Origin of the sequence: Methylobacter luteus IMV-B-3098 (assembly GCF_000427625.1) — a bacterium.
Classification (GTDB): Bacteria; Pseudomonadota; Gammaproteobacteria; order Methylococcales; family Methylomonadaceae; genus Methylobacter; species Methylobacter luteus.
On sequence record NZ_KE386569.1, the window covers coordinates 2,084,489 to 2,109,130 of the forward strand.

17 protein-coding genes are annotated in these 24,642 nt (G+C 50.5%); 3 read left to right on the forward strand and 14 right to left on the reverse strand.

Annotated features, from left to right (window positions below):
• Positions 1–55 precede the first annotated feature (55 nt).
• Positions 56–2,710: a PAS domain S-box protein gene (locus tag METLU_RS0111545; RefSeq protein WP_027158346.1), complete on the forward strand. Its 2,655-nt coding sequence runs from the start codon at positions 56–58 to the stop codon at positions 2,708–2,710.
• Between the two features lie 375 nt (positions 2,711–3,085).
• Here the strand turns inward: METLU_RS0111545 and METLU_RS27330 are convergent, their stop codons facing one another.
• The 10 genes from METLU_RS27330 to METLU_RS0111595 form a co-directional block, all read right to left on the reverse strand.
• Positions 3,086–5,263, reverse strand: coding sequence for a hybrid sensor histidine kinase/response regulator (locus METLU_RS27330; protein WP_081679087.1), 2,178 nt, complete (start codon positions 5,261–5,263; stop codon positions 3,086–3,088).
• A 98-nt stretch (positions 5,264–5,361) separates the two neighbouring features.
• A complete protein-coding gene (locus METLU_RS0111555) occupies positions 5,362–5,982 on the reverse strand; it encodes an MEDS domain-containing protein (RefSeq protein ID WP_027158347.1) in 621 nt (206 codons plus the stop codon).
• A gap of 857 nt (positions 5,983–6,839) precedes the next feature.
• Positions 6,840–8,588, reverse strand: a complete 1,749-nt coding sequence (locus tag METLU_RS25215) for a hybrid sensor histidine kinase/response regulator (protein ID WP_051299887.1) — start codon at positions 8,586–8,588, stop codon at positions 6,840–6,842.
• Entirely contained in the window at positions 8,569–8,973 is a 405-nt protein-coding gene (locus tag METLU_RS0111565) for a circadian clock KaiB family protein (RefSeq protein ID WP_027158348.1), read from the reverse strand. Before METLU_RS0111565 ends, METLU_RS25215 begins: the two co-directional genes overlap by 20 nt.
• Positions 8,970–9,305, reverse strand: coding sequence for a circadian clock KaiB family protein (locus METLU_RS0111570; RefSeq protein ID WP_027158349.1), 336 nt, complete (start codon positions 9,303–9,305; stop codon positions 8,970–8,972). The genes METLU_RS0111565 and METLU_RS0111570 overlap by 4 nt, the downstream gene beginning before the upstream one ends.
• A gap of 15 nt (positions 9,306–9,320) precedes the next feature.
• Positions 9,321–11,048 (reverse strand): circadian clock protein KaiC, encoded by a 1,728-nt coding sequence (gene kaiC, locus METLU_RS0111575; protein ID WP_027158350.1) that lies wholly within the window; start codon positions 11,046–11,048, stop codon positions 9,321–9,323.
• Positions 11,049–11,233: 185 nt separating this feature from the next.
• Positions 11,234–12,373, reverse strand: a complete 1,140-nt coding sequence (locus METLU_RS0111580) for an ABC transporter ATP-binding protein (RefSeq protein WP_027158351.1) — start codon at positions 12,371–12,373, stop codon at positions 11,234–11,236.
• An 8-nt stretch (positions 12,374–12,381) separates the two neighbouring features.
• Positions 12,382–13,218 carry a carbohydrate ABC transporter permease gene (locus tag METLU_RS0111585; protein ID WP_036243068.1) on the reverse strand — a complete coding sequence of 279 codons (837 nt, stop codon included), beginning with the start codon at positions 13,216–13,218 and terminating at the stop codon, positions 12,382–12,384.
• 2 nt (positions 13,219–13,220) lie between these two features.
• The gene (locus tag METLU_RS0111590) at positions 13,221–14,096 is read right to left on the reverse strand and encodes a carbohydrate ABC transporter permease (protein WP_027158353.1); all 876 of its coding nucleotides are present in this window, start codon (positions 14,094–14,096) and stop codon (positions 13,221–13,223) included.
• Positions 14,093–15,358, reverse strand: a complete 1,266-nt coding sequence (locus tag METLU_RS0111595; RefSeq protein WP_027158354.1) for an ABC transporter substrate-binding protein — start codon at positions 15,356–15,358, stop codon at positions 14,093–14,095. Before METLU_RS0111595 ends, METLU_RS0111590 begins: the two co-directional genes overlap by 4 nt.
• A 312-nt stretch (positions 15,359–15,670) precedes the next feature.
• Here METLU_RS0111595 and METLU_RS0111600 point away from each other — a divergent pair, with 312 nt between their 5' ends.
• Positions 15,671–17,071, forward strand: a complete 1,401-nt coding sequence (locus METLU_RS0111600; protein WP_027158355.1) for a hypothetical protein — start codon at positions 15,671–15,673, stop codon at positions 17,069–17,071.
• A gap of 360 nt (positions 17,072–17,431) precedes the next feature.
• Here METLU_RS0111600 and METLU_RS0111605 read toward each other — a convergent pair whose 3' ends face one another.
• Positions 17,432–18,784, reverse strand: coding sequence for an IS1182 family transposase (locus METLU_RS0111605; RefSeq protein WP_027158166.1), 1,353 nt, complete (start codon positions 18,782–18,784; stop codon positions 17,432–17,434).
• A gap of 128 nt (positions 18,785–18,912) precedes the next feature.
• Between METLU_RS0111605 and METLU_RS0111610 the strand changes: the two genes are divergently transcribed.
• Positions 18,913–21,555: a COG1470 family protein gene (locus METLU_RS0111610; RefSeq protein WP_027158356.1), complete on the forward strand. Its 2,643-nt coding sequence runs from the start codon at positions 18,913–18,915 to the stop codon at positions 21,553–21,555.
• Between the two features lie 1,098 nt (positions 21,556–22,653).
• Here METLU_RS0111610 and METLU_RS0111615 read toward each other — a convergent pair.
• The 3 genes from METLU_RS0111615 to METLU_RS0111625 form a co-directional block, all read right to left on the reverse strand.
• On the reverse strand, positions 22,654–22,869 hold the full coding sequence (locus METLU_RS0111615) for a helix-turn-helix domain-containing protein (RefSeq protein WP_027158357.1): 216 nt from the start codon (positions 22,867–22,869) through the stop codon (positions 22,654–22,656).
• A 100-nt stretch (positions 22,870–22,969) separates the two neighbouring features.
• Positions 22,970–23,473, reverse strand: a complete 504-nt coding sequence (locus tag METLU_RS0111620; protein ID WP_027158358.1) for a siphovirus Gp157 family protein — start codon at positions 23,471–23,473, stop codon at positions 22,970–22,972.
• Positions 23,470–24,297, reverse strand: a complete 828-nt coding sequence (locus METLU_RS0111625; protein WP_027158359.1) for a hypothetical protein — start codon at positions 24,295–24,297, stop codon at positions 23,470–23,472. The genes METLU_RS0111620 and METLU_RS0111625 overlap by 4 nt, the downstream gene beginning before the upstream one ends.
• Between the last annotated feature and the right edge of the window lie 345 nt (positions 24,298–24,642).

Here is a 24,642-nt window from a genome sequence, read left to right on the forward strand (position 1 = left end):
ATTGGATTAAAAGGATTGAACCCATGAACAACTATATAGATCGCTACAGATAAAAATGATTCATATTAAATCTTTTCTCAGTAACGTCTATACAGCTTCAACACTGGGTATTGCGTGCATCCTGGTTATTTTGAAAGATCTCCAATTCATTTTCCAGGACTCGCCACCGCTGCTGCTCTTTTTAATTGTGATCGCTTTCTCCGCCTGGTGCGGAGGATTGAGAGCGGGGCTTTTCACTGCGATGCTGAGCACGGCGGCAAGCGCTTATTTTTTAATCGCCCCTTACGAATCGTTTCATGTCGCCAAATCCAGCGAAACACTGCGCCTCATACTTTTAGTTAGTGTGGGGGCGATATTCAGCCTGATAGTTTCGCTCTTACACAAGCGCGAAAAGCAGGTGTTGCATAAGGTCATGGAACGAGAGGAACAACTTCAGCAGGAAATCGCCGAACGCAACAAGACAAGGGCGGAGCGAGACGTATACATCTCACTTGCCAAAAGCAGCACCGAATTTATCGGCATGTGCGATACAGAATTCGTGCCTTTTTTTATCAACGATGCTGGAGTGCGTCTCGTCGGACTGGATAGCGTCGAACAGGGCCTCAAGACATCGATCAAGGCATTCTTTTTTCCCGAAGACCAGGCATTTATCATGGATGAGTTTCTTCCCGAGGTATTAAAGAACGGCCGTGGCGTGATTGAAATCCGCTTCCGGCACTTCAAAACCGGCGAAGCACTGTGGATGATCTACAACGTTTTCGCCCTTAAAGACTTAAACGACAAAATAGTCGGCTTGGCCACGGTAAGCACGAACATCACCGATCGCAAGCAGGTCGAGGAGGCGTTGCGCGAAAGTCAAATCGATCTGAATCGCGCCCAGGCGGTTGCTCATGTCGGCAGTTGGCGCATGGATGTCCGCAAAAACATACTGGAATGGTCTGACGAAAATTACCGGATTTTTGGCGTCATCAAAGGCAAGCCTCAGACCTATCAGTCATTTCTTGATGCTATTCACCCCGCGGACAGGGAATCAGTCGATAAGGCCTGGAATGAAGCGCTTGCCGGCAAACACTACGATATTGAGCATCGGGTTATAGTGGGCAAAAACATCAAGTGGGTACGTGAACTGGCTGAGCTGGAATTTGACGAGCATGGCTCCCTGTTGGGCGCTTTCGGCACAACTGAAGATATCACCGACATCAAAAATGCTCAGGAAGCCCTGCAACATGAACGAGCATTCCTCAAGCAAGTCATTGATGCGGCACCCAGCATGATTTTCGTCAAGGACCGGAAAGGGCGATTCATTTTAGGGAATAACGCTTTAGCCCAGTGCTATGGCACAAGCCCTGAAGGTTTGATCGGATTGACCGATGAAGACTTCAATTCCAACGCGGACGAAGTGGCCCGATTCCATCAAGATGACCTCGAAGTAATAAGCGGCCGCAAACCCAAATTCATCATGGAGGAAAAGGTCACATGCTCCGATGGCGCCGTACACTGGTACAGCACAGTCAAGATCCCTCTGCTCGACGACGACAATAGCTGCAACAAGCTGCTAGGCGTATCGACGGACATTACCGAGCGCAAGCGCGCCGAGGAAGCGTTGCGCCTGGCGGACCGGCGCAAAGACGAGTTTCTGGCCATGCTGGCCCACGAGCTGCGCAATCCGCTGGCGCCCATCCGCAACGCCGTGCAATTACTGAAAATGCTGGAACCCACTGATCCCAAGCTGGCATGGAGCCGGAATGTCATCGATCGTCAAGTGACTCATATGGCGCGACTGCTCGATGACCTGCTCGACGTTGCACGTATCATGCAAGGTAAAATTCGGCTCAATATGGAGCGGTTCGAGCTTACGGAGATTGTGAATAATGCAGTTGAAACCAGCCGGCCTCTGATCGAGTCGCGCGGCCAGGAACTGATCATCTCACAGACCACGACGCCGCCATGGATCGAAGGCGACCGCGTCCGGTTGGCGCAGGTGCTGTCTAACCTGCTGAACAATGCCGCCAAGTACACCAGCGAAGGCGGTAAAATCACACTGAGCGTGATGCGGGAAAATTCTGACGCCATCATCGAAGTAAAGGACACGGGCATCGGCATAACCCCTGACATTCTGCCGCAAATCTTTGATCTTTTTACCCAGGCCGACCATTCCCTGGCCCATGCCCAGGGCGGGCTAGGCATTGGACTGACGCTGGTGCGCGAGCTGGTCGAAATACATGGCGGCACGGTCACGGCCTCGAGCGCCGGCATCGGTCAGGGCAGCAGCTTTACGGTACGATTGCCGGCTTTATCAATGGAAACCTCCGATACTGAATCCGTGCGGGCAAAATCCGCATTACCGATGCCCAAATTCCGTATTTTGGTTGTCGATGACTATGCCGATGCGGCCGAAAGCCTGACCATGCTGCTGCAAGCGGAAGGGCACGAAGTTGAAACCGCCGATTGCGGCATCAGGGCGATCGAGCAGGCGCGGGCGTTCCGGCCGCAGATCGTGCTGCTCGACATCGGCCTGCCCGACCTGGACGGTTACGAGGTCGCCAGGCGCCTGCGCACTCTGCCCGAAACGCGCGATGCCGTGCTGATCGCGCTGACCGGCTACGGGCAGGTCGAGGACCGCGAACGCTCGCAATCGGCCGGATTCAACCACCATCTGCTCAAGCCGGTAAATTTCGATAAATTATCGGCCTTACTGGCAGCTCCATAGATCTATTCGTTGCTTGGCGGCCAGGGCTGCTAACGATGCCCTACCCTATTCTGAAGAATCCTCTGTTTATAACTGAGGCTACGTGGTGAATTGGCGAATCCTCAAATGCGCGCGGTAGATTCGAATTTACTTGCTCCTATAGGGTATTCGATCCGAGACATCTTTATTGCCTTTATTCTTTAGATAATTGAATTATGCACGGGCAACCTTTTAAATCCTATTGACCGCGTTGAGTACAGAGTGCGGAGCACGGGAAAAATCGACAGGACAGCCGATTTGCAGGTCTTGCACATAAAGGACGAGGCACGAATTGTGCCGAGTGAGCCAAGCGGCAACCGGCAGGCTTTTCCTTGCTATCAGTTAATTACCGGCCAGTTATGCAGAAGCCAGCAAGCCCGACAACTTTTCGAAGTTTACCGGCTTGAGCAGATGGTGGTCGAACCCCGCGCTCTGCGAGCGATTACGATCCTCGGCCTGCCCGTAGCCGGTCAGCGCGATCAGCACGGCATCGCGCGTTTCAGGCAGAGTGCGCAGGCGCCTGGCGACCTCGTAACCGTCCAGGTCGGGCAGGCCGATGTCGAGCAGCACGACCTGCGGCCGGAACGCCTGCGCCTGCTCGATCGCCCTGATGCCGCAATCGGCGGTTTCAACTTCATGCCCTTCCGCTTGCAGCAGCATGGTCAGGCTTTCGGCCGCATCGGCATAGTCATCGACGACCAAAATACGACGCTCGGATAATAAAGAAGCAGATGTATTATTCATATGAGTACTCATGGAATCGTCAGTAGATTGATTGACCGGCAGAAGTGGCAACCGTACCGTAAAGCTGCTGCCCTGGCCGATGCCGGCGCTCGAGGCCGTGACCGTGCCGCCGTGCTTCTCGACCAGCTGACGCACCAGCGTCAATCCAAGCCCAAGGCCGCCTTGGGAGTGGGCCAGAGAACGATCCGCCTGGGTAAAAAGATCAAAGACGTGCGCCAGAAGATCCGGAGCGATGCCGACACCGGTGTCTTCCACGCATATCAATGCGTAAATGCCCGTCTGCATGACGGTCAGCGTGATTTTGCCGTTTTCCTCTGTATACTTGGCGGCGTTGTTGAGCAGATTGGTAATGACCTGCTCCAGTCGCGTCGCATCGCCTTCCACCCACTGGGGCTCATCCGGCAGGGAAAGCACGAGGTGATGCTTTCGCTCCTCAATCAAGGGCAAGCAATCTTCCACTGCATGCGCGATGATATCAGTCAAATCGCAGCGTTCCATTTTCAAGCGGATCTTGTTCTGGATGATGCGCGCCACATCGAGCAGGTCATCGAGCAGTCGCGCCATATGAGTCACTTGACGATCGATCAACATATGTCCCCATTCAAGCGTCGGATCTGGATGATTCTGCTTTTTTAACACGTGCAGCGCATGGCGGATGGGCGCCAGCGGATTGCGCAGCTCGTGGGCCAGCATGGCCAGAAATTCGTCCTTGTGACGGTCGGTTTCGCGTAGCGCCTGTTCCATGCGCTTTCTTTCAGCAATCTCACTGCTTAATGCTTCATTAGTATGCGCAAGCTCCGAGGTTCTCTCCCGCACACGAATTTCCAGCTCTTCATGAGACTTCTGGAGCGCTTCTTCCGCCAATTTTTGTTCGGTAATATCCGTACAGGTTCCTATCCATTCCCGGATCGTTCCATCCACTTCCAGTACCGGCACGCCGCGAGCAGCGACATGGCGATATTCACCGTCATGTCGATAGAGGCGATACTCTGTATTATAGGCAGTGCGTGTTTTCACGGCCTGCAACCAGCACATCATTACCTCCGAACAATCGTCAGGATGCAATGCATTGTTCCATCCATGACCTTTAATCTCGGCCTCGGTTTGACCTGTAAATGCCCGCCAACTGGGCAAATCCTCGACGATCTCACCCAGGGGATTGGTAGTCCAGACGATCTGGGTTGTGGCAATAGTCAGGGATCGGTAGCGCTCTTCGCTGAGCCGCAACGCTTTTTCCAGGCTGTTTCTGGATTGAATTTCCTTCTCAAGTTCGGCATTGCGCTGGGCCAACTCAGCCGTACGATCGACGACTTCGGATTCCAGTTCCTGCAATACCTGATGAAGCTGGTCCTGAACGGCTCGTCTGGTCAGTTCCAGCGAGCGCCTTTCCAGCTCTATCGCGACAACATTGGCAAGGTTGGCAACATAAGGCTCATAAGGTAAAAATTCCTCAAGACTCCTCACCGAGTAGATCAGAAAGCCATACAGCTTCGACGCAGTACGCAGCGGCAGTCGGCGCGTGCTTGCCAGATCCATTGTACAAATCCTGGTAATGTTGGACGGCATGTCCCAATTGGTATTGCAGTCGGGACATCTAATAGAAGATTCTGACGTTGTCGATCTTACAGTACCTTCCAGACAGAAATGTACTGAGGCAAGTCCTGGCACTATCTGGTTTAGCGCCTTATTGACAAAATCAACAATGCTCTGCTGGTCCGGAAGAATGCACAAGGTGCCGGGAATAACAAATAATTTGCCAAGAGCTTCGGCTTTACATTGAGTAGTCATCATGGGTAAAGCCTGATATAAAGCAATGATGTGACATGGGAAATACCGTCAGCTAACCGAAATAACCTAAAAATCAATTTTTATAATGTGAAGCTAGCCCATTAATTATGTTTTTCAGGTTGTTGAAAATAAGGATTATGCACAACTTGTCCGGCCACGATCATCATCGGGTGAACATTCAGCACATCAAAAAGAGTCGCGCCATCTATTTTGTTAACGTCATACTGGCAAATAATGCCATGGAGAGGAAACTCTGCCACCAGACTGTTAAGCATCGCTTCGTACTCGACCCAGCGTTCAACGCCGGGCATGCCCTTGCGCAACCAGTTCGTTTCTCCGGTCAGGCGGACGCCTGCGAAACTTTCATGCTGAGCCTGCGCATAAAAGGTGCGCCAATAATCAATCATACGCTCCGGCATGAAAGTTCCATCGGGACAATAGGATGTTTCCGCCCGAGCCAGAAAAAGTTGTTCCGGTTTCAGCTTGCGGGGAGGCGCAATGCCCAGGCGGGAGAGATACTTGCCCATTTCGTCCGTGGAGGGTGTCTCAGGAATATCCGCAAGATACCCTACTTTTTCACCGGCAGCCAGCCCGCTCTGGATAAATTCCGCGATCATATGCTGCCGCTCATTTTCATTATTGTACAAATAGCAGATGTGCAACCCTACCGGAAATTTCTGATCACTGAAACCAAATGAAACGTGATGACTGGCTTGACACATAAATACCTCCACATGACCATAAATCTGAAATCGGCTAGTTATTTAAAAATACGGCGCTCATCAATGGATAAGGACAAATACTCAAACTCGCTTGATATTTGCCGCTCCATAGTTAATGCTTTTTATATTTTTAACGCCCATGAAATGGTAATTCTCAGCTTCAGGCCCGGAATCTGAATTATTCGATTGTATCAACTATTAGCTTTTTGTATATCGCTATTTTTTGATAATCGAAGCACGGTTTTTATCCGAGGTTTTGCTTATTTTCGATAAAAACTTAACTGCACAGGCTCAGCTTCGGTAACTCGTCTAAAGATATGCCCTGGAATCAGAAAGTTCCCTGATAGTCTTCAAAAATTCCATTGCAATATGTAACGTTCGAATTCTGCGGACGTCGCCGGTATTTGCTGTCCTTAGCGCCGCAGCCGGCCTTAAAGTTTGGGTAATCATGCCGATTTATCGGACTTTGGCGACAGAAATAATACTGTTGCTAGTCTTATGTCCATCCAAGATCGTGAATCAATGATTAATCAGAAAAAGCCCGAACCTGACCAGCAAAGGCGAACCCGAACAGATTATCAAAAACCACATCTCCACTGAAAACCGTTGCAATGTTCGGTTTTGACACTGCCGGGTTAAAACCGCGGAAGGTGGTCAAGGAAATGATTCTCCATTTCCGGTAACAGATTTATTCTTCCGGCATGGTAAATTATCTACGCTAATCATAATCATATTATGAAATACTGAGATTTATCCTGCATACATCAGAAAGACAGGTATTCGCTCAGGCATCAGTGAGCAATCTATTTTGGAAAATCAATGCTATAAAACTTGGCCTCAAGGGGATAAGATTCGGACTACAACCTCAATAACGTCTTCAGGGCTTCGATGTCTACCGGCTTGACCAGATGGTAATCGAATCCCTCCATGCGGGTACGGGCGCGATCCTTCTTTTGGCCCCAACCGGTCAGCGCAATCAGCATCACATCTTGGAAGCCAGGCTTCTGCCGGATCTGCCGGGCGACCTCGTAGCCGTCCATTCCCGGCATGCCGAGATCCAATATCATCAAATCGGGTTTAAAGGCCTCGATAGTCTCCAGCGCCGACGCCCCGTCATAAACGACTTGAACTTCGGCGCCTAAAAACTGGAGCAGTATACCGAGGCTGTCGGCGACATCGTGATTATCATCCACCACCAGGATACGCCGAGGGGACTGAAGCATGGAAGCCGAGGTCTTCGGCTGCGTAACGTCGTTGAGGCATTCGGTCGCCAACGGCAGATAAACGACAAAATCGCTGCCTTGGTCGGGGCCGGCGCTATAGACTTCGACCTGGCCGCCGTGCAGGTGGACCAGACTGCGCACCAGGGCCAGCCCGATGCCTAAGCCGCCCTGGCCATGGTTGGTGCTGCGGTCAACCTGGGTGAACAGATCAAATATGGAAATCAGTGCCTCCGCAGGGATGCCGATACCCGTGTCTCGAACGCTTACTATGGCAGTAGCCTCTTGTCTTCGGGCCGAGAGGTAAATTTTCCCGCCCGCCTTCATGTATTTTGCCGCATTGTTGAGCAGGTTGGCGAACACTTGCGTGAGTCGCACCGGATCGGCGTTGAGGGGCAGCGGCTCATCAGGGAAGGAAACCTTCAACTCGTGGCCAGCGGCCTCAATGAAAGGCTGACTGCTTTCGATGGCGCTGTCGATGATAGCTCGCAATTCGACGATTTCCTTCTTGAGTTCGATCTTGCCGCGACTGATGCGGGAAATGTCCAGGAGGTCGTCCACCAGTCGCACCAGGTGTTCGACCTGACGATCGATGACATCGCGGCACCAGGCCAGCCGCGTTTCGTCCAAACCGGGCTTCTTCATAATTTGCGTGGCATTACGGAGCGGCGTCAGAGGATTGCGTAACTCATGGGACAAAATAGCCAGGAACTCGTCCTTTTGCCGGTCTTCATTCCGAAGAGCCTCCTCGACCCGCATACGTTCGGCGATCTCGGTTTCAAGGGCGGCGTTGGCGCACAGGAGATCCGCCGTTCGTGCTTCAATCCGCTCCTCCAGTTCCTCGTTGGCTCTGCGCAGGGCTTCCTGCACTTGCCGCAACTCCGTCAGGTCAGTGACAATGATCGCGCATCCCGTCTCGGAGCGCTCCAAAGGGGCGGGATTTATGGAAACCAGCACAGGCACCAGACCGCCATCGGCACGGATCAGCGACAAATCATCGCGGTGCGGCATCTCCTCTGCCCTTTCCAGAAATGCCGTAAAATCCGCCATCTGAGCCAGGGGCACAAAACGCTCGACGCTCGCACCCGTGATTCTGCTTAGCTCAACACCTACCAGGTCTGCGAATCGCCGGTTGGCATAAAGGATCGTTCTATCGGCGGTGGCGACGAGAACCCCCTCGTTCAGCGTCTCGAACAGACGCCTGTAGATGGTATCAACCCCTTCCAAGGTATAGACGCGATGTTTGCCGTCATGGTACACGACCACAGCGTCCACCGTGGCAGCGTGGATGGCATCCAGGGTCTCCTGCGCCTCCTCCAGGCGCAGCGTCAGGTCATGGATTTTGAGCAACAGCTCCTGATGCGTTTCATTGCCGGGGCTCACCATTCTCCTCCGTTCTTATGATGGGTTTCGAACGCAAGTCCAAGCCAACGAGGATGCGCTCATGGTCGGACAGGGTGCCAATTAGCTTGCGCAGCGGACTGGGAAGTTGCTTAACAAGCGTGGGGACGGCAACGATATTATCTTCTTTTGCGCGCTCCGGCGCCTGGTAGATGTCGACCACCTCCAGGTCGTAGCGGCCTGCCAGTTCCTGCTCACATACCCGTCGGATATTGGCGATGGCCTGTCTCGAGAGTGAGCTGGTACCGGCTACGTAGAGACGTAGCAGATACTGCTGTTCTTGGCGCTCAACCGCGTCATCGAAGACGCTGGTAGCGTTCTTGATTTGCGTCGGATCTTGGCTCGACGGCTCTTTATCGTGCCGATTCATCTTGACGTCCCCCGTTGACGCAGGTCCAGGCCTACCAGTACCCGCTCAGTGTTCGATAGATCTCCGATGATCTTGCGCATTGGCTCAGGCAAGTTGCGCACCAGCGTCGGGATGGCCAGTATCTGATCTCCTGCGGCCAACTGCGGGTTTTCCAGCAGGTCGATCACTTCGACGCTATAACGACCTTTTAGATACTCTTCGCAGATCCGTTTCAGGTTGGCGAACGCCGTCAGCGACTTGGGTGTGTGCCCTGCCACGTAGAGACGCAGTTTCCACATCTCTTCGATATCCGCGGATTTCTCTTCTACTGTATGCTCGTGGTTGTCTGACATGGTTCGGTCTCTCCTCTACTGGTTGTCCGATACGGCGCCACCGTGGCGTAACCGGGCCATCTCGTCACGATCATTTGCCAGCGAGGTCTTCAGATGTTGCGCCTGCGCGATTGCCAGCTCGATCTCTGATTCCTCTGTCTCGAATTGGGCACGCAGAGCGGCAATCCGCGCTTCGAGAGCCGTACGCTTACGCTCCAGTTGGCAATGATGGTGTTTGATCTCCTGCTCGCGCAGGATGCGTTCTGATTCTTCCTTTGCTTCCTGGGCGAAGCGGGCAGCGCCGGTCAGCACTCCCATCGGCCCGACGTAGACATCGCGCAGATGGATGCCGTGGTCGTCGATAAGAAACTCGCGTATCTGGTTGGAATGCGCCATACCTCGCGATTTCACGATCTGAATGTCCCGATTGCGCTCACCGCTGCTCTCGATGGAGGTGAGCATCAACCAAGTGTCCATCACGGAGGAGACCCCCACCTGGGACTGCTCCAGCGGAGCTCCACCCGCGGTCAGGCTGGTGAAGACGGCACTGATCTGCCGGCTTTTCAGCCAGTCGATCAGGCGCGCGAGCATCGCCTCGGATTCGGAGAAGGTTCCCGCGGATATCAAGTTGGTCGCCGGGTCGATCACCACCAGGCTCGGCTGGAAATTTTCCACCAGCTTATGGATGCTGGCCAGATGCATCTCCAGCCCGTAGACCGTAGGCCGCACCGCATGGAATTGCAAGAGGCCCTGCTCTACCCACAGCGCCAAATCGAGGCCCACAGAGCGCATGTTGCGGGTGATCTGTTGAGGCGCCTCTTCAAACGGCAGGTAGAGAACGCGTTCGCCCCGGCGGCAGGCCCCGTCTGCGAAAAATGCCGCGAAAGTGGTCTTGCCCGTGCCTGCCGTACCGCTGAGCAGCACACTGCTGCCCCGGAACATCCCCGCGCCGCCGAGCATGTTGTCGAGACGGTCAATGCCAGTGGAGATGCGCTCGGTGCTGACGGCATGGTCGAGGTTCATGGAAGTGATTGGCAAAATAGAGATTCCATTCTCCTCGATCAGGAACGGATATTCGTTCGTGCCATGAAGGGAGCCGCGATACTTCAGCACGCGCAGACGGCGTGTGGAGATCTGGTTGTGGATGCGATGGTCAAGCGTGATGACACAGTCTGAGACATACTCCTCCATGCCATAGCGGGTCAGCGCCTCATTACCTCGCTCGGCGGTCATAATGGCGGTGACGCCACGGGCCTTCAGCCAACGGAACAGACGGCGCAACTCCGCGCGCAGGATGCCTTCGTTGGAGAAGCCGGCGAAGAGCGTTTCAAGCGTATCAAGCACAACGCGTTTGGCACCGATCGAATCAATGGCATAACCCAGACGGACGAACAGCCCCTCCAGATTGTACTCTCCCGTCTCCTCTATCTCGCTACTCTCCAGGTGTACATGATCGAGGAGCAATTTCCCATCCTGAACCAGCTCCTCCACGCGAAAACCGAGAGAAGCCACGTTGCTGCTCAACTCCTGGGCGGTTTCCTCGAAGGCAACGAAGATGCCCGGCTCGCCGTAGTCGGTGACACCGCGCACCAGGAATTCCATGGCCAACAGTGTTTTGCCCGAGCCCGGGCCGCCAGCCACCAGCACAGTACGCCCCTTGGGAAGGCCGCCATGGGTAATCTCATCCAATCCTCGAATTCCAGAAGGAATCTTGGCAAGGATTTCTCTTGAGACTCTGTCTGTTGCTTTTTCTTCCGGGCTCATTTCTACCATTCTCTAAAATGCCAAAAACATACGAATACGATCGTATATTAGTCAAGCAGTTCCAAGAAAGAGCTGATATGCAGGCTGATCTGGATATCACAATCAGTAAATATAAGATTTTCTTGAACCAAGCAGAATACGCACGGCACTCTTTTGAAGTTTGATTCACCTTGGCTTCAGTCGCATCATGACGTTACAGTCAGATTACGCCCTGTCCTGCCATCAAAAAGATGAATGTCCCGACTATTCAACTGCAACCTAAGCGGTTGACCTTTGCTCACCTTAACCGACGGGTCAAGGCGGCCTACGAACATCGTGGCGCCTTTGTCGGGCATTGCGCCCGGGAGCAACATCAAATCCCATGCTTCCGGCCAGGCCATCTCGAAATAAACGAACAGCTCGGCCCCCAGCCATTCGACCACATCGATACGCGCTTCAAAGGCCAGCTCATGCGGGTTCTCCTCGCCGACGCAACGGACGGCTTCGGGGCGGAAGCCGGCTATGACAGGCCTGTTTTCCGGCAGGCTTTCGTACCGTTCCGGCAGCGCCATTTCTCCGAACGGCAGCACCAGCCGCTCCCCTTCCCGTCTGGCCGGCACGAAGTTCATGCCCGGCGAGCCGATGAAGCCGGCGACGAACAGATTGGCCGGCATCTCGTAAAGTTGCCGGGGTGTGCCGATCTGCTGCACCTCGCCCTGGTTCAGAACCGCTACGCGGTCGCCCAGCGTCATCGCTTCGGTCTGGTCATGGGTCACATAAATCATCGTGGTGCCTAGCCGTTTCTGCAGTTGGCCGATTTCGGCGCGCATTTGCACGCGCAGCCGCGCATCGAGATTAGACAGCGGCTCATCCAGCAAGAACGCCACCGGATTGCGGACCAGTGCGCGCCCCATCGCCACACGCTGACGCTGGCCGCCGGACAGGCTGGCCGGTTTGCGCTCCAGCAATGCGGTCAATTCCAGAATCGCCGCAGCCTCCCGGACTTTACGGCTGATTTCCGCTTTAGGCAGCCCTGCCAGCCGCAGCGGGAAGCCGATATTGTCAGCCACCGTCATGTGCGGATAAATCGCATAGCTCTGGAACACCATCGCCATATTGCGGTCCTTGGGGTCCAGATCATTGATGATCCGGCCGTCGACACGGATTTCCCCCGCACTGATCGAGTCCAGACCGACGATCATGTTCAGCAGCGTCGATTTACCGCAACCGGACGGACCGACCAGGATAAAAAACTCGCCATCGTGGACCGTGAAACTGGCATTCTTTAAAACCTGCGTGCCATCGGAAAATTGCTTGGAGACATTGTCGATAACGATTTCGGCCATTTTTCCTCCTATCCCTTGACCGCGCCGGCAGTGAGCCCTGCGACAATGCGCCGTTGAAACAGCAGCACAATGACGATGATCGGCACGGTCACGACGACCGAGGCTGCGGCAATCGAGCCGGTCGGCTGCTCGAACTGCGAGCTGCCCGTAAAAAAGGCGATGGCCGCCGGCACCGTGCGCGCATCATTTGTGGAGGTCAGCGAGGTCGCGAACAGGAAATCGTTCCAGGCGAAGATGAAAACCAGGATCGCCGCCGTAAACACACCCGGCGCCGCCAACGGGGCAATGACATGCAGGAAGGCCTGAAACGGCGTCGCGCCATCGACGCGCGCGGCCTTGTCCAGATCCCAGGGAATCTCGCGAAAAAAGGCCGACAGCGTCCAGATGGACAGCGGCAACGTGAAGGTCATGTACGGAATGATCAGGCCGGCCCAGGTATCGTAGAGCCCTATAATGCGCCAGAGGTTGAACAAGGGTCCGATGATCGAAACAGGCGGAAACATCGAGATGGCCAGCACGCCCGCCAGCACGAGCCTTTTGCCGGCAAACCGCAGGCGCACGATGGCATAGGCAGCGAACATCGCCAGCACGATCGACAGCCCGGTCGCCAGCAGCGCGATGCCGAAGGAATTCCACAATGCAGCCGGGAACTGGGCATCCTCGAACACGGCCCGATAGTTATCGAAGCTGATGCGGGCCGGGAAAAATCGTTGATCGTTCAGATCGGCGGGCTGCTTCAGCGACAGCGACAAAATCCATAATACCGGAATCAGGGCGTAAATCACGACCAGCAACCCCCAGCCGCTCCAAAGTACAGTCTCCAGCCGATCTTGTCTTTTGCTCATGATCAGTCTCCCTCCGGCCGCGTCAATGGCGCGCCGAAACCCTTGATGAACAGCAAGGCGATGATCAGTACGCCGATAAATATCAGCACCGAGACGGCCGAACCCAGGCCCAGATTGAGCCTTGCGATCAACACGTTGTAGCCGACCAGGGACACGGTTTCGGTGTTCTCGGCGCCGCGCGTCTGCACGTATACGGTATCGAAAATGCGGAAGGCGTCCAGGGCCCGAAACAGCAGCGCGACCAGTATCGTCGGCTTCATCAGCGGCAGCATGATGTGCACGAACCGCTGCCAGGCCGAGGCGCCATCGACGCGGGCCGCGCTGATCAGGTCCCGCGGAATCAGCGTCAGCCCGGCCAGCAGCAGCAATGCCATGAACGGCGTCGTTTTCCAGATTTCGGTGAAGATGATCACGAAGAAGGCTGACCAGCGCTCGGTCAGCCAGGCGTTATCGAGATTCAGCAGCGCGTTGACGAAGCCGGTGGTCGGATCGAAGGCGAATTTCCAGGCCAGCGCCGACACGACCGTGATCATGCCGTAGGGAATCAGAATCACAGTCCGGATCGTGCGGCGGCCCAAAGTAGCCCTGAACATCAAAAGCGCCAGCATCATGCCCAGCACCAGTTCCACGGAAACCGAACCGGCCGTGATGATCAGCGTATTGACCAGGGATTTCCACCAGACTTCGGAAGTCAGCACGCTGATGTAATTGTCCAGGCCGACAAACCGCCGATGCTGCGGGAAGCGCAGATCGTAGCGGAACAATGACAACCAGAAGGCATACAGAATCGGATAGGCCGTGACCAGCAGCATGGCCGTCACAGCAGGCGCGCACAACAGCCAGGCCAGACGGCGTTCGGCAGTGCCCTGTGCCTTCAAAACAGGCCCTCCGATTTCAGCGCCCGGGCTACCGCTTCGCGCAGCCGGATCGTATCGGCTTCGGGATCGATGTCCTTGAGCGGGTGCAGCGTGTGGCTGATCGCCAAAGACAAATCATAGTAAAACGGCGTCCGGGGCCGCTGCACGGCATCCTGCAGGGTTGCCAGCAAGGTATCGGCCATGGGAAAGCGTTGCCTGACTTCGGGCGTCCGGTACAGCGACTCGATAGTCGGAGGCAGGCCACCTTTCCGCGCGGCATTGATCTGATTGGTTTTTGAAGCCAGGCACTCGGCAGCTTCGAACGCCATGTCGGTATGATGCGTATAGGCGCCGATCCCGAGGTTGGTGCCGCCAATCGTCACCCTGCCCGACCGGCCTTCCATAACGGCCGGCCAGCGCGTCCAGCCCATCTGCTCGGCGATGGCCGGTGCATTCTGCCGGGCGCTGGGCCAGACATAGGAATAGTTCACCATGAAAACAGGACCGCCGGTTTCGAAAGTCAAGCGACTTTGATCTTCCCGTGACGTGGAAAGTGCCGGATCGGCCGCGCGCGAAGTGGCGATTCGTTTCAACAGGCCCAGCGCCCGGCGGGTCGGCCCATCTTCCAGAGAGACGCCGATACCGTCAGGGTTTAGTACGGCGCCGCCTGCTGACGCCAACAGCGAGATAAAGAAAACCGTCAGCCCCTCGTATCGTTGCCCCTGCACCTGTAGCGCGCCTGGCCTATCCAACGCCTCGGCTGCGCTGATCAAATCGTCCCAGGTGGCAGGCACGTCAACCCGGTCCTTCCGGTACCAGAGCAACTGGGCATTGCTGGTAAAAGGCACGGCCCAAAGCCGGCCCTGATAAGTCGCGCTCTCAACGGCTGCCGGCAACATGCCAGCCGTCGCCCTTACTGCTTGCGTTTCATGCCAGGGCTGAATCCAGCCGGCCTGGGCGAATTCGGCCGTCCAGATAACATCCATGCCGATGATATCGATATCCCGATCCCGAGCCGCGAGCCGCCGGACCAGCTGCTCGCGCTGCTGATCGGCATCGGCCGGCAGTGGCGTAATCCTGATCCGGTAATGGCCATCCGATAATGCCGTGCAGTGCCGAACGGCATCCTGAAAGGCGCCGGATTTCTCGTCGAACACATACCAGTTCAAAATCGGCGGTTCCGTATCCTCACGGCCGGAGCAGGCGCTTAACAGAAACACCAGCGCGGCTGCTCGAAGCTGTCTCGAATCAGGACAAGTCATCAGCCTACGGTATCGCATCATCTCTCCATTCAACAATGGCGGCTGCAACCCATGCAGTTAGTTAGAGTGGCGGCCAGATGTTTGGATTCTTGTATGTGAACTCTATCACATTTTTTTGCACCCAATTTGACGCAATGCTTAATTCCCTATAATTTCCAACCTTAAATTTTCCTTAAATTTATCTTAAAAAAGAACGGCCAAAAGGTAGTGACAGAACCGGCGCACACCATCGAGCAATCATTACCCCCTCAACCACCCCCGTAAACCTGAGGATAAGTGTTAGTTATCAATTTTACTTTTTTATCAAAGCAATAAAGCAAAAAAGGGAGTTATATGTTTAAAAATTTCATTATTTCATTCATTATTTTTATGACTTCGTTTTCGGCCTGGGCCGCTCCCCAGACCTATAAAGTCACAGCAACAGTCTCACAAGTATATGAAGCCGCATATGGTGATTTACCTGCACCACTGAAGATTGGTGATGAAATCACCATGACTTATGTCATGGATGACGCAAAAAATCCTGACTATCAGGATAATTGGAATATTGACTACAATTTCAGTGCAACTGAAGGCAGTATTCAAGTTGCTTGGCCAAATGCAACGATTAAAACCAGAGCGATTGATTCAATGGTTCATCATCATCTCAGCGTGGACGCCAATAATGGTAATGGTATCCAACACTACGGAGTATGGAGTTCTGGCCCTCTTGAAAACGATTGGGGCAATCCTATCCAAGGCGTTTACAATATTCGTCTTGATCTTGACAGTAACAGCCCATATCAAATTTATACGCCATGGTCAACGCCTGATTTGAACAAATTTTCGTACAAACAGTTGCATATCGATGCGGAGAGATATCAGATTGGTGCGAATGTGACCTCTATTGTGAAGGAAGGAGGTCAACCATCGGCTTGGGTTGTTCCGCAGAACTATAAAGTCACAGCAAGAGTTACGAATGTATACGAAAACTTTAGCGGCGCTTTACCCGCACCACCACGTATCGGTGATGAGGTCACGATGACTTATGTTCTGGATAGCCAAAAATCTCCCGACTATCAGGACAGTTGGTCAATTCACTACAGCTTCAATCAAAACGAAGGCAATATGGAGGTTAGCTGGTCAAATGTAACGCTTAAAACCTCAGCGTCGCAATCGATGGTTGATCATCATATTGGCATAGATGCCAATAATGGTAACCGCATTCAGTTCTACCATGTGGGAAGCCCCGGCCCTTTTGAAAGCGATGGCAATCCTGCTCCAGACGTTAATTTTATTGGTTTTGGCCTTGGCAGTGACGGCTCTCAGTATCAGACTTATACACCGTGGTTAGCGCCTGATCTAAGCAAGTTTGCGATGAGACACTTGCATGTCGCTACGAGTGGATATTCATTTGATGCGGATGTGACTTCTATTGTGAATATACCATTCACTGTTTGGCCGGAACATGGAACTATGCATATAAGCCAGAAATTTGATGTGTTTGTCACCGCGCCGGCAGGCTCTGACTCCGTAGAATTCTTCAATAATTCAATGCCAGAACCGTTATTGATCCCATGTGAAATTGCGCCAAGTTTCTATGGGCAAACTGAAACCAAATTTCTATGCCGGGATTTAGATGCTGCCAGATTACAGCTTTATCCTGAAAATAGTAGTGGTGTAACCATTCGTCTAAAAAATCTGGCAACGGGCCGATCACTAGAGCGCGTAATGAACTGGCGCATGGTTGATTAGCCGTTCTAAAGTTTAAACATCCAGCTCAAAAGACCAAGAGTTATATCTTCGCTCCGTTTTTAGAGCTTAAGCAAGAGTTTGATAGCATCTTTGATATTGAGTCGGATAACTCAAAGATGGATGGTTCTTATCAAGCGGATGCCGCTTAACGAATAAGGTTAGATTGTGTGTTCAAAGCGAACCACAATCTAACCGATTGTTGGACAAGTCGAAGCCGCTTCGCAGATCGGCTTAACTTGGGCGCTAGGAGTCTGTCGGACAGGGTTCAGTATTATGATTCTTATTTGACCGATATGGATTATTGGCGGCATTGAGTCTTCGGTTCTGCCCAACCAAGAGCTATTTCGGGTTATTTTTCCGTTATCCGGCCGCCAGCACATGCATTCGCTTTAAATTGAAGGCCATAGTCACCAGTTTCCACTCACCAGCTACCGCATCAAGACCTCTCAGCGAGAATTGGCGGAAGCCCAGTACCTGTTTGATGATCCCAAATACCGGCTCGACCGTGCTTTTGCGTTTACCATAAAGCGTGCGGCCACTCTGGGTTTTGAGTTTCCAGGCCATTTTGACCAGCGGGTCATCGCTTTCAGGTTCCGGTGCATCCGGCGTCAGGCGTTCCGCCAATGGCAGATGATGGGCTTCCCGGCCCAGCGCGATGAGGGGTGTAATTTTTTGCTCCACACAGGCCTGGATGTTGTCTTTGCTGAAGTAGCCGTTGTCGGCCAGCAGCATTTCCGGCTTGCCGAGGCTGTCCGGCAAGGCGTTCAGCGCTTTCAGCATCGGCTCGACTTGCCGCTTGTCGTTGGTATGCTGGCTGAGCGTGGCGGCAACCACCAGCAGGCTGTCAACATCGACGGCCGCCTGGGCATTGTAGCCCTGCACGAAGCCGTCCTTGCTCGGCATGATCCGCGATGCTTCGTCGGTCAGGTTGATCTGGTCCTTAGCTTGGGGGCCGGTTTCGGGCGCCTTGGGCTCCTGGCCTCGGGGTTTTTTGCCCGCCTGGCGCTGGCGCTCCCGGTCAGCCAGTCTCTCCTGGTGGTCTTTTTGGGCTTGTTCGTCCCGTTCTTTAACCCGTTCGGCAATCTTGGCCTTGGCTTCCGCCAAGGCTTTCAAGCGATCTTCCCGACGCGCGACTTCCGCCGGCAAATCGATACCGTCGGCCAATTCTTCCTGATCAACGTCCGCTGCCTTTTTCAGCAGGGCCTGCACTTCCTCACGCAATTGCGCTTCCAGCTTTTCGATGTGGCCATGGGACAAGGCCTTGTGCTTCGAGGCATTGGCCTTGATTTTGGTACCATCCAGCGAAATCTGTCCCAGCTTGACGAGTTTCATCGTCTGCGCCAGTGTCAGCACTTGTACGAACAAGTCCTCCAACTCCACCAGAAAGGTCTTGCGGAAATGAGCCAGGGTGTCATGATCGGGATGATGATTGGCAGCAATGAACCGAAACGCCACTGAATCGTAGGTTGCCCGCTCGATCTTGCGACTGGAGAACGTGCCGGTCGCATAACCATAGATCAGCAGGGCCAACAGCAGTGCCGGATGATAAGCCGCTGAACCCCGTCCAGAATAATGGCCTGTCAGTTTTGATAGATCGAGCTGATCGATCACTTCGACGATAAAGCGTGCCAGGTGGTCTTCCGGCAACCATTCGTCCACGGACGGCGGAAGCAAATACTGTTGGTTACGATCAAACTGAATAAAGCGACTCATCAGAAATCATGGCGGTAAAATGATTGAACTCATCACTATTTTACAACTGATGAGATTTAAATGCTGATAAGTCCGACAGACTCCTAGTCATTTAATTAGGATGTATTTTTATAATAAGGGAAAAAACAGTGAAAAAAATCAATCCGTTTAGTATTGTGCGTATTTTAAGTTTATTTCTGATAGCCACTGCATTACCTAACCAAAGTTTTGCATTTAAGCCTACAGCAGAATTTGGTCATGTTGGTATTGTTCGTGACGCGCTTGAGGACATTAAGAGGATTTCATCAAAAGGAAATACATTAGTATTTTCAGAACGGGCAATTAAAGAAATAAGAGAATCCACTGCAAGCGTAGATGACTTGACATCAGAATTGTTGACAAATCCTGCTGCGCATTGTGATGATGAATTACTACATGATTGTACTTTTAGAATAAACAGCATTAAAAAAGCCGTTATAGATAATCTTAAAAATGATGCTACTCGAAATGGTGCTGGAGCAAGAAGAGAAATAGGACATGCCTTGCACACATTGCAAGATTTTTATTCTCACAGTAATTGGATTGAAATTAGCGGTGGAGATTCACCTAACCCTGATTTAGGACTCTCTCTGATTTCTGCATTATCACCAAGCCAAATAACTTGCGACAGTACCCAAGCAAATTTAGATGGCTTTGGTCTTTCTAGTCTTACAACTGGTTATTTTCCGCTTGATGGAATTAGTGCGCCTGCAGGAAAATGTCTTCATGGATTTCCTCTGCTAACAGATGGCATACACAAAGACTCTCCCTTACAAATAGGCCATGCTGCAGCTAGAAAGACTGCAGTTGAGGCAACTAGAAAATTTATAGAAGAAATTCTGGATGCGGAAGGCATTAAAGGTAATGACTTAGCTATCGCTGAGTTTATGGATTCAATAGGAACATTTGGTGTTGTTATTGATGATACAGGAAGCATGGGTACAGAAATAGCCGGTGTTCAAAATATTATTGCAAATCTAGTTGCAGCAATTCAAACTGACCCAGAAATATCTTTTACAAATTTCCTCTTTGAACGTTATGGCGACCCTGATATTGGAGAGCCTAGTCTTAGTAAAACAGCGGATGAGTTGTTAAACTCAGTCTTTAGTATTTCACCAAACGGCGGAGGAGACTGTCCAGAACTCGGTCAAACTGCGTTGTTACGTTCTTTAGATAAATCAGAAGTAAAAAGCCAATTGTATTTTTTTTCTGATGCGACCTCAAAAGACTCAGACCTTTCGAGTAAAGTAGAGTCTTTAGCATCGGAAAAGAAGTCAGTAATTAACTATTCCATAACAGGCTCTTGTTCTCCTGTTGATCCAGCCTATATAAAAGTAGCCCAAGCGACTGGAGGTCAGGTTTTTATAATTAATCCGACTGAAACGAATAAATTATTTAATCTTATTCAACCTTCTTTAAAAGGCGATCTTGAGCCAATCCTAATTGTGCAAGACGCTAATAGTTCTACTGAAAAAAAATATAGCATTCCTGTTGACTCAACTATTACTGGAATTACGTTTTCAATTGTTTCTGATGTGCTTTCAACAGCTAAAGTGTTTCGTCCTTCTGGTGAAGAAGCGTTACTCAATGACTCAGACGTAACAATTACAACATTATCTAATGGAAAAATTATCAGAGTCGCTTCACCTGAAATAGGCTCTTGGAACTTGTCTGTTTCTGGTTCTGGAGACCTTTCAATTTCAGTATTGGGAAATAGTTCTATTAGTTTAAATGATTTTGATTTTGTCGAAGAACGCGGTCGGTTAGGTCATACTGGGTTATTTCCAATTTCAGGAAAGCCCATACTAAGCGATTCGCCATCACTTGCTAAAGCGTTTATTACGGGAGGCATATCAACAGCAACATTCGAAATACGAGCAAAAGACAATCATTTAATTCAATTGATTGACTTAAACAAAGGAACGGGAGAGGTTGCTACGGATGAATTTTTTGGTTCCCTTACCCTGCCAATCGAACCATTCCGCGTTTATGTTAACGGCATAGATGATGCGGGGAAAGCTTATACTCGTGCTTTTCCCAGAGTATTTGTAGCTCAAACAGTGAAAATCACACCAGAAATTCCATTTATAGAATTGAAGCCAAATAGTTTAGTAAAAATCAATTTTACCGTAACAAATTTTGGAAATGCTGGTGATTTTTCTCTTTCATCTTCTGAGACTATTGGATTGATAACAAGCATTAAACCATCAACAGTTACTTTAGCTACCAATGAAACGGCTACAGTAGAAGTTAGTCTATCAATGCCTGACGGAATTTCTGTAGGTAATGACCAGAAGGGTTCTTTAGTTGTAGAAGTACAAAGTTTATCTAATAAAGAAATAAATAATACTGCTGTGGTTCAATTGGCTGTTGAAAATTTGATACACGCTGTTATTGATATTAAGCCTGGAGACAGTAACAATCATGTTAATCTAAAATCTCATGGAATTTTCCCTGTGGCTATTTTAACTACAAAGTTAGCTGACGGAGATGACTATGATTTCGATGTAAGTCAAATCGATTTATCAAGTTTAACTTTATCGGGTTCTAGTGTCTTAATAAATGGGAACAGTGGGAACATTGGTACTTTTAAAGATATTGATAATGATGGTGATAAGGACTTACTTATACATTTTCATACCGATGAACTCAATTTAAATACATTATCAATTCCAGCAGAAATTAAAGGAGTTCTATTAAACGGAGCTAGCTTTATAGGCGTAGACTCAATAAGTCTAACCCCAGCTAAGTAATTTAAATGTATGGGCATGTTATTAAATCGTGCCCTATTTTATTATGATCAACCTTAAATCCTATAATATAGAAAAGTATATAAAGTTATTTACGTTAACCAAAAAGCTTTTGCTATTGATAACAAAATCTTTTTATATATTCCTTATTTTATTATTAATTTATACATTACTATTCAATGTAATAGAAAGCGGAGATTTTTTTTCTGGCAGAACAGAGATATTAACTATATTATGGTGCATAGTATTGATATTTCCATTTTGGATGCTTTATGCATGGGTGAAAAATACTAAATACATTGGATATATATGCACATTAATTATTTACTATGCATTATGGATATATACCCCAATATTCAAAATAGTGTTCAGAATAATCAGAAATTTATTGATGAAAATGGTTTCATGGTTATTTTAGATTGAACTCATATTTTTTAATAATTTCGATTTATCAAAAAAGCAAATCAGAAGGACATATTGATATCACCTATTCATATGAAATATGATAATTATGAATACACTGGGTGTAGAGTCAGAGTTATGGATAGTTTGTATTTGATATCAAATGTTGATATTGAGTTTTATCCATCATGAGTACGAGCATACAAAAATAATAGAGCAATTGATTTATGGTATAGGCTATCCTCTCCATGGCAATCCTTTTGCTACAATGGAATTTATATAGATAAAGTTGTAATAATTATTTTAGTTTTGTTAATTATTTTTTCTTAGACTCTATCATAAGAGAGCACGAACAAAATACAGCTCTAACCATTATGAACACTATAGTTATTTCTGTTCATATCTTCATTGAACGTTTTAATTCAATAAATATTTCTAATAAAGTTAAAAAAGCCATAAGTTAATAAAATACAAAATTAAAAGGCTCTGACTATGCAGGATAGAAAAAATACAGGTTTATTTTATAGTGCGATTGGATGATTGGGTGAAGAAAGTTAATCATTAATATTTGATGACTCCGTGCCCTAACCCATAACTGGAAACCGCTACCGATCAATCCTAGCTTGGTTCTAGGCCTTTATTTCTGCCAGATGATAAAGTCAAAAATATAAACCCGACTTCTATCTTCCCTTTTGGAGATCATCCTCTCTTTTTATCAGCCTCGGGAAGCAAGTCAACCAAAGTGCAGTTTAAAGCTTTGGCCAGTTTCCTGAGCACGTCGATAGACACATTTTCGGCGCTGCCGCCTTCAACTTTGCTGATCATCGATTGGGTTACGCCTGAGCGGTTCTCAAGCTCTTTTTGGATCAAGCCCAGTTCAAGTCGCTTACGTTTTATAATGTCGCCTATTTGCATCGGATTTCCAACCCTGAGTGAAACGCGGCATTATATGAATATATTCATAAGAAAGACAAAAAAAAGCCGCCGAAGCGGCTCTGATTTCAATGAGAAATGATTATCGGATAGCCAGGCGCGTGCTGTTGACCAGTTCAGCGCCGGGCACCGCTTCGCCGGCTTTGATCGCGTCCCTGATCGCGGCTTTATTGATTCTCCAGGTGGTGACCGGTTCTATGAACTGGTCCGGGATCGCGTCTTCGTCGACGATATGAATGGCCGAAGGATTATCCTGGATTGACAGCTTGAAATACGTGCATTCAATTGTGCTGATGCCGGTGTGCTCCATATTGCCCTTCAGGTAATCTTTCAGCCATTTCACGCGGCTTTCCAATATTCTCCGGCGCTTGCCCATGTCGGCTTCGGCGTTTTTGATCGCCTCGGCCGTGGCTTCCATATTGCGCAGGAATTTGGCGACGTTGATCGCCTTATCTTCCAGTTCGCCGCTTAAAGCTTCCAGCGTGCCATTAATGACTTCGGCCGGAAGATCGGCCTCCGGATCGGTCAAGGCGTCCAACGCTTCAATGTAATTGGCACTCAATTGATAGAGAGTCAAACGGCTCACTGCGTTGCCCTCGCAAACTGGTCAAGCTTTCGGTAAAGGACCTGATAAAATTCAGGGTCCAACTCTTCGAAACTGGCGAAGCGCTTCTTCGATGCCTTGATCATCCAGTTTTTAACCCTGTCCCGGTCCAGACCGAGTTCTTCTATCCGGGCCTCAAGCTGATGATGCTGGTCTTCAGTAATGCGCTGAGAGGCGGTATCCGGCTCAATCTCGGCTTGCTGGATATTCTCGGATTCGCGACGTGCCATCATATCCTCGATGTCCTGCGTGAAGACTTCGGACAAACCCGCCATTCTTAGCGTAGCATCGATGTGGGCCGATTTTTCGGCCATCTTCAGCGCCTTGTTGATATCACCGTAGTCCTGGGCGAGGAGACGAGCCCCTACCCCATCTGCCACTACGCGCCCGGATGCTTCCAGGATCTCGCAGCGGATAATGATCTGGCTCAGTTTTGCGCCCGTGAGCGCGGCCTTTTCATAATCCGGCAAGGTCGGATAACGCACCGTCAATCCCAGCATGCCGCAGATTTTCTCGGCACCGGGCTTGAACAGACTAGGCTTGCTGAAATGCGCCGGGTTTCTGCAATCCTTGCCGGCATGGCATTTGCTCCGGCTGACAACATGAACTCTCCCGTAATCGATACCTTCCACCAGAGCATCATGCACCCATGCCATGAGCACGGCGCGATTTGCCCTGCGCCGATCCAGGCCTTCCCTGAAAGTATCGGCCGGCAGATCCAACGGATTCGCGGAAACGACCGGCAATTGCGCATGTTCGTTTTTGACCGGCTTTGCCTGGTCAACTAATTGGGTTGATGAATACATAAAATACAATTCCTAACTGTGCGAAATAAATAATACAGCGGAGCAAGCGGCTACAAGCCCCGCCAATTTGCTTGATATTCCTCGACTAAAAATGACCGTTACTGAACGATCGACTTTGATATTTACCCAAACTCCATCGCCGCACTGACGGCGGCTTAACAATGCCAGCAGCGAAGTGCCTGATTGCGGTCTAATAGCCATTACGCCTTGTCTTGCCAATGACTGGCCCGAAGTAAAACAACAAGTTAGCTTGATTTATTGATTGAGTTGTCATAACCTTTTAACTCCTGATGTGCGAATTTAGGAAACGTGAGCCAGGGCGGCTACCCTGACCCACATAGGAAA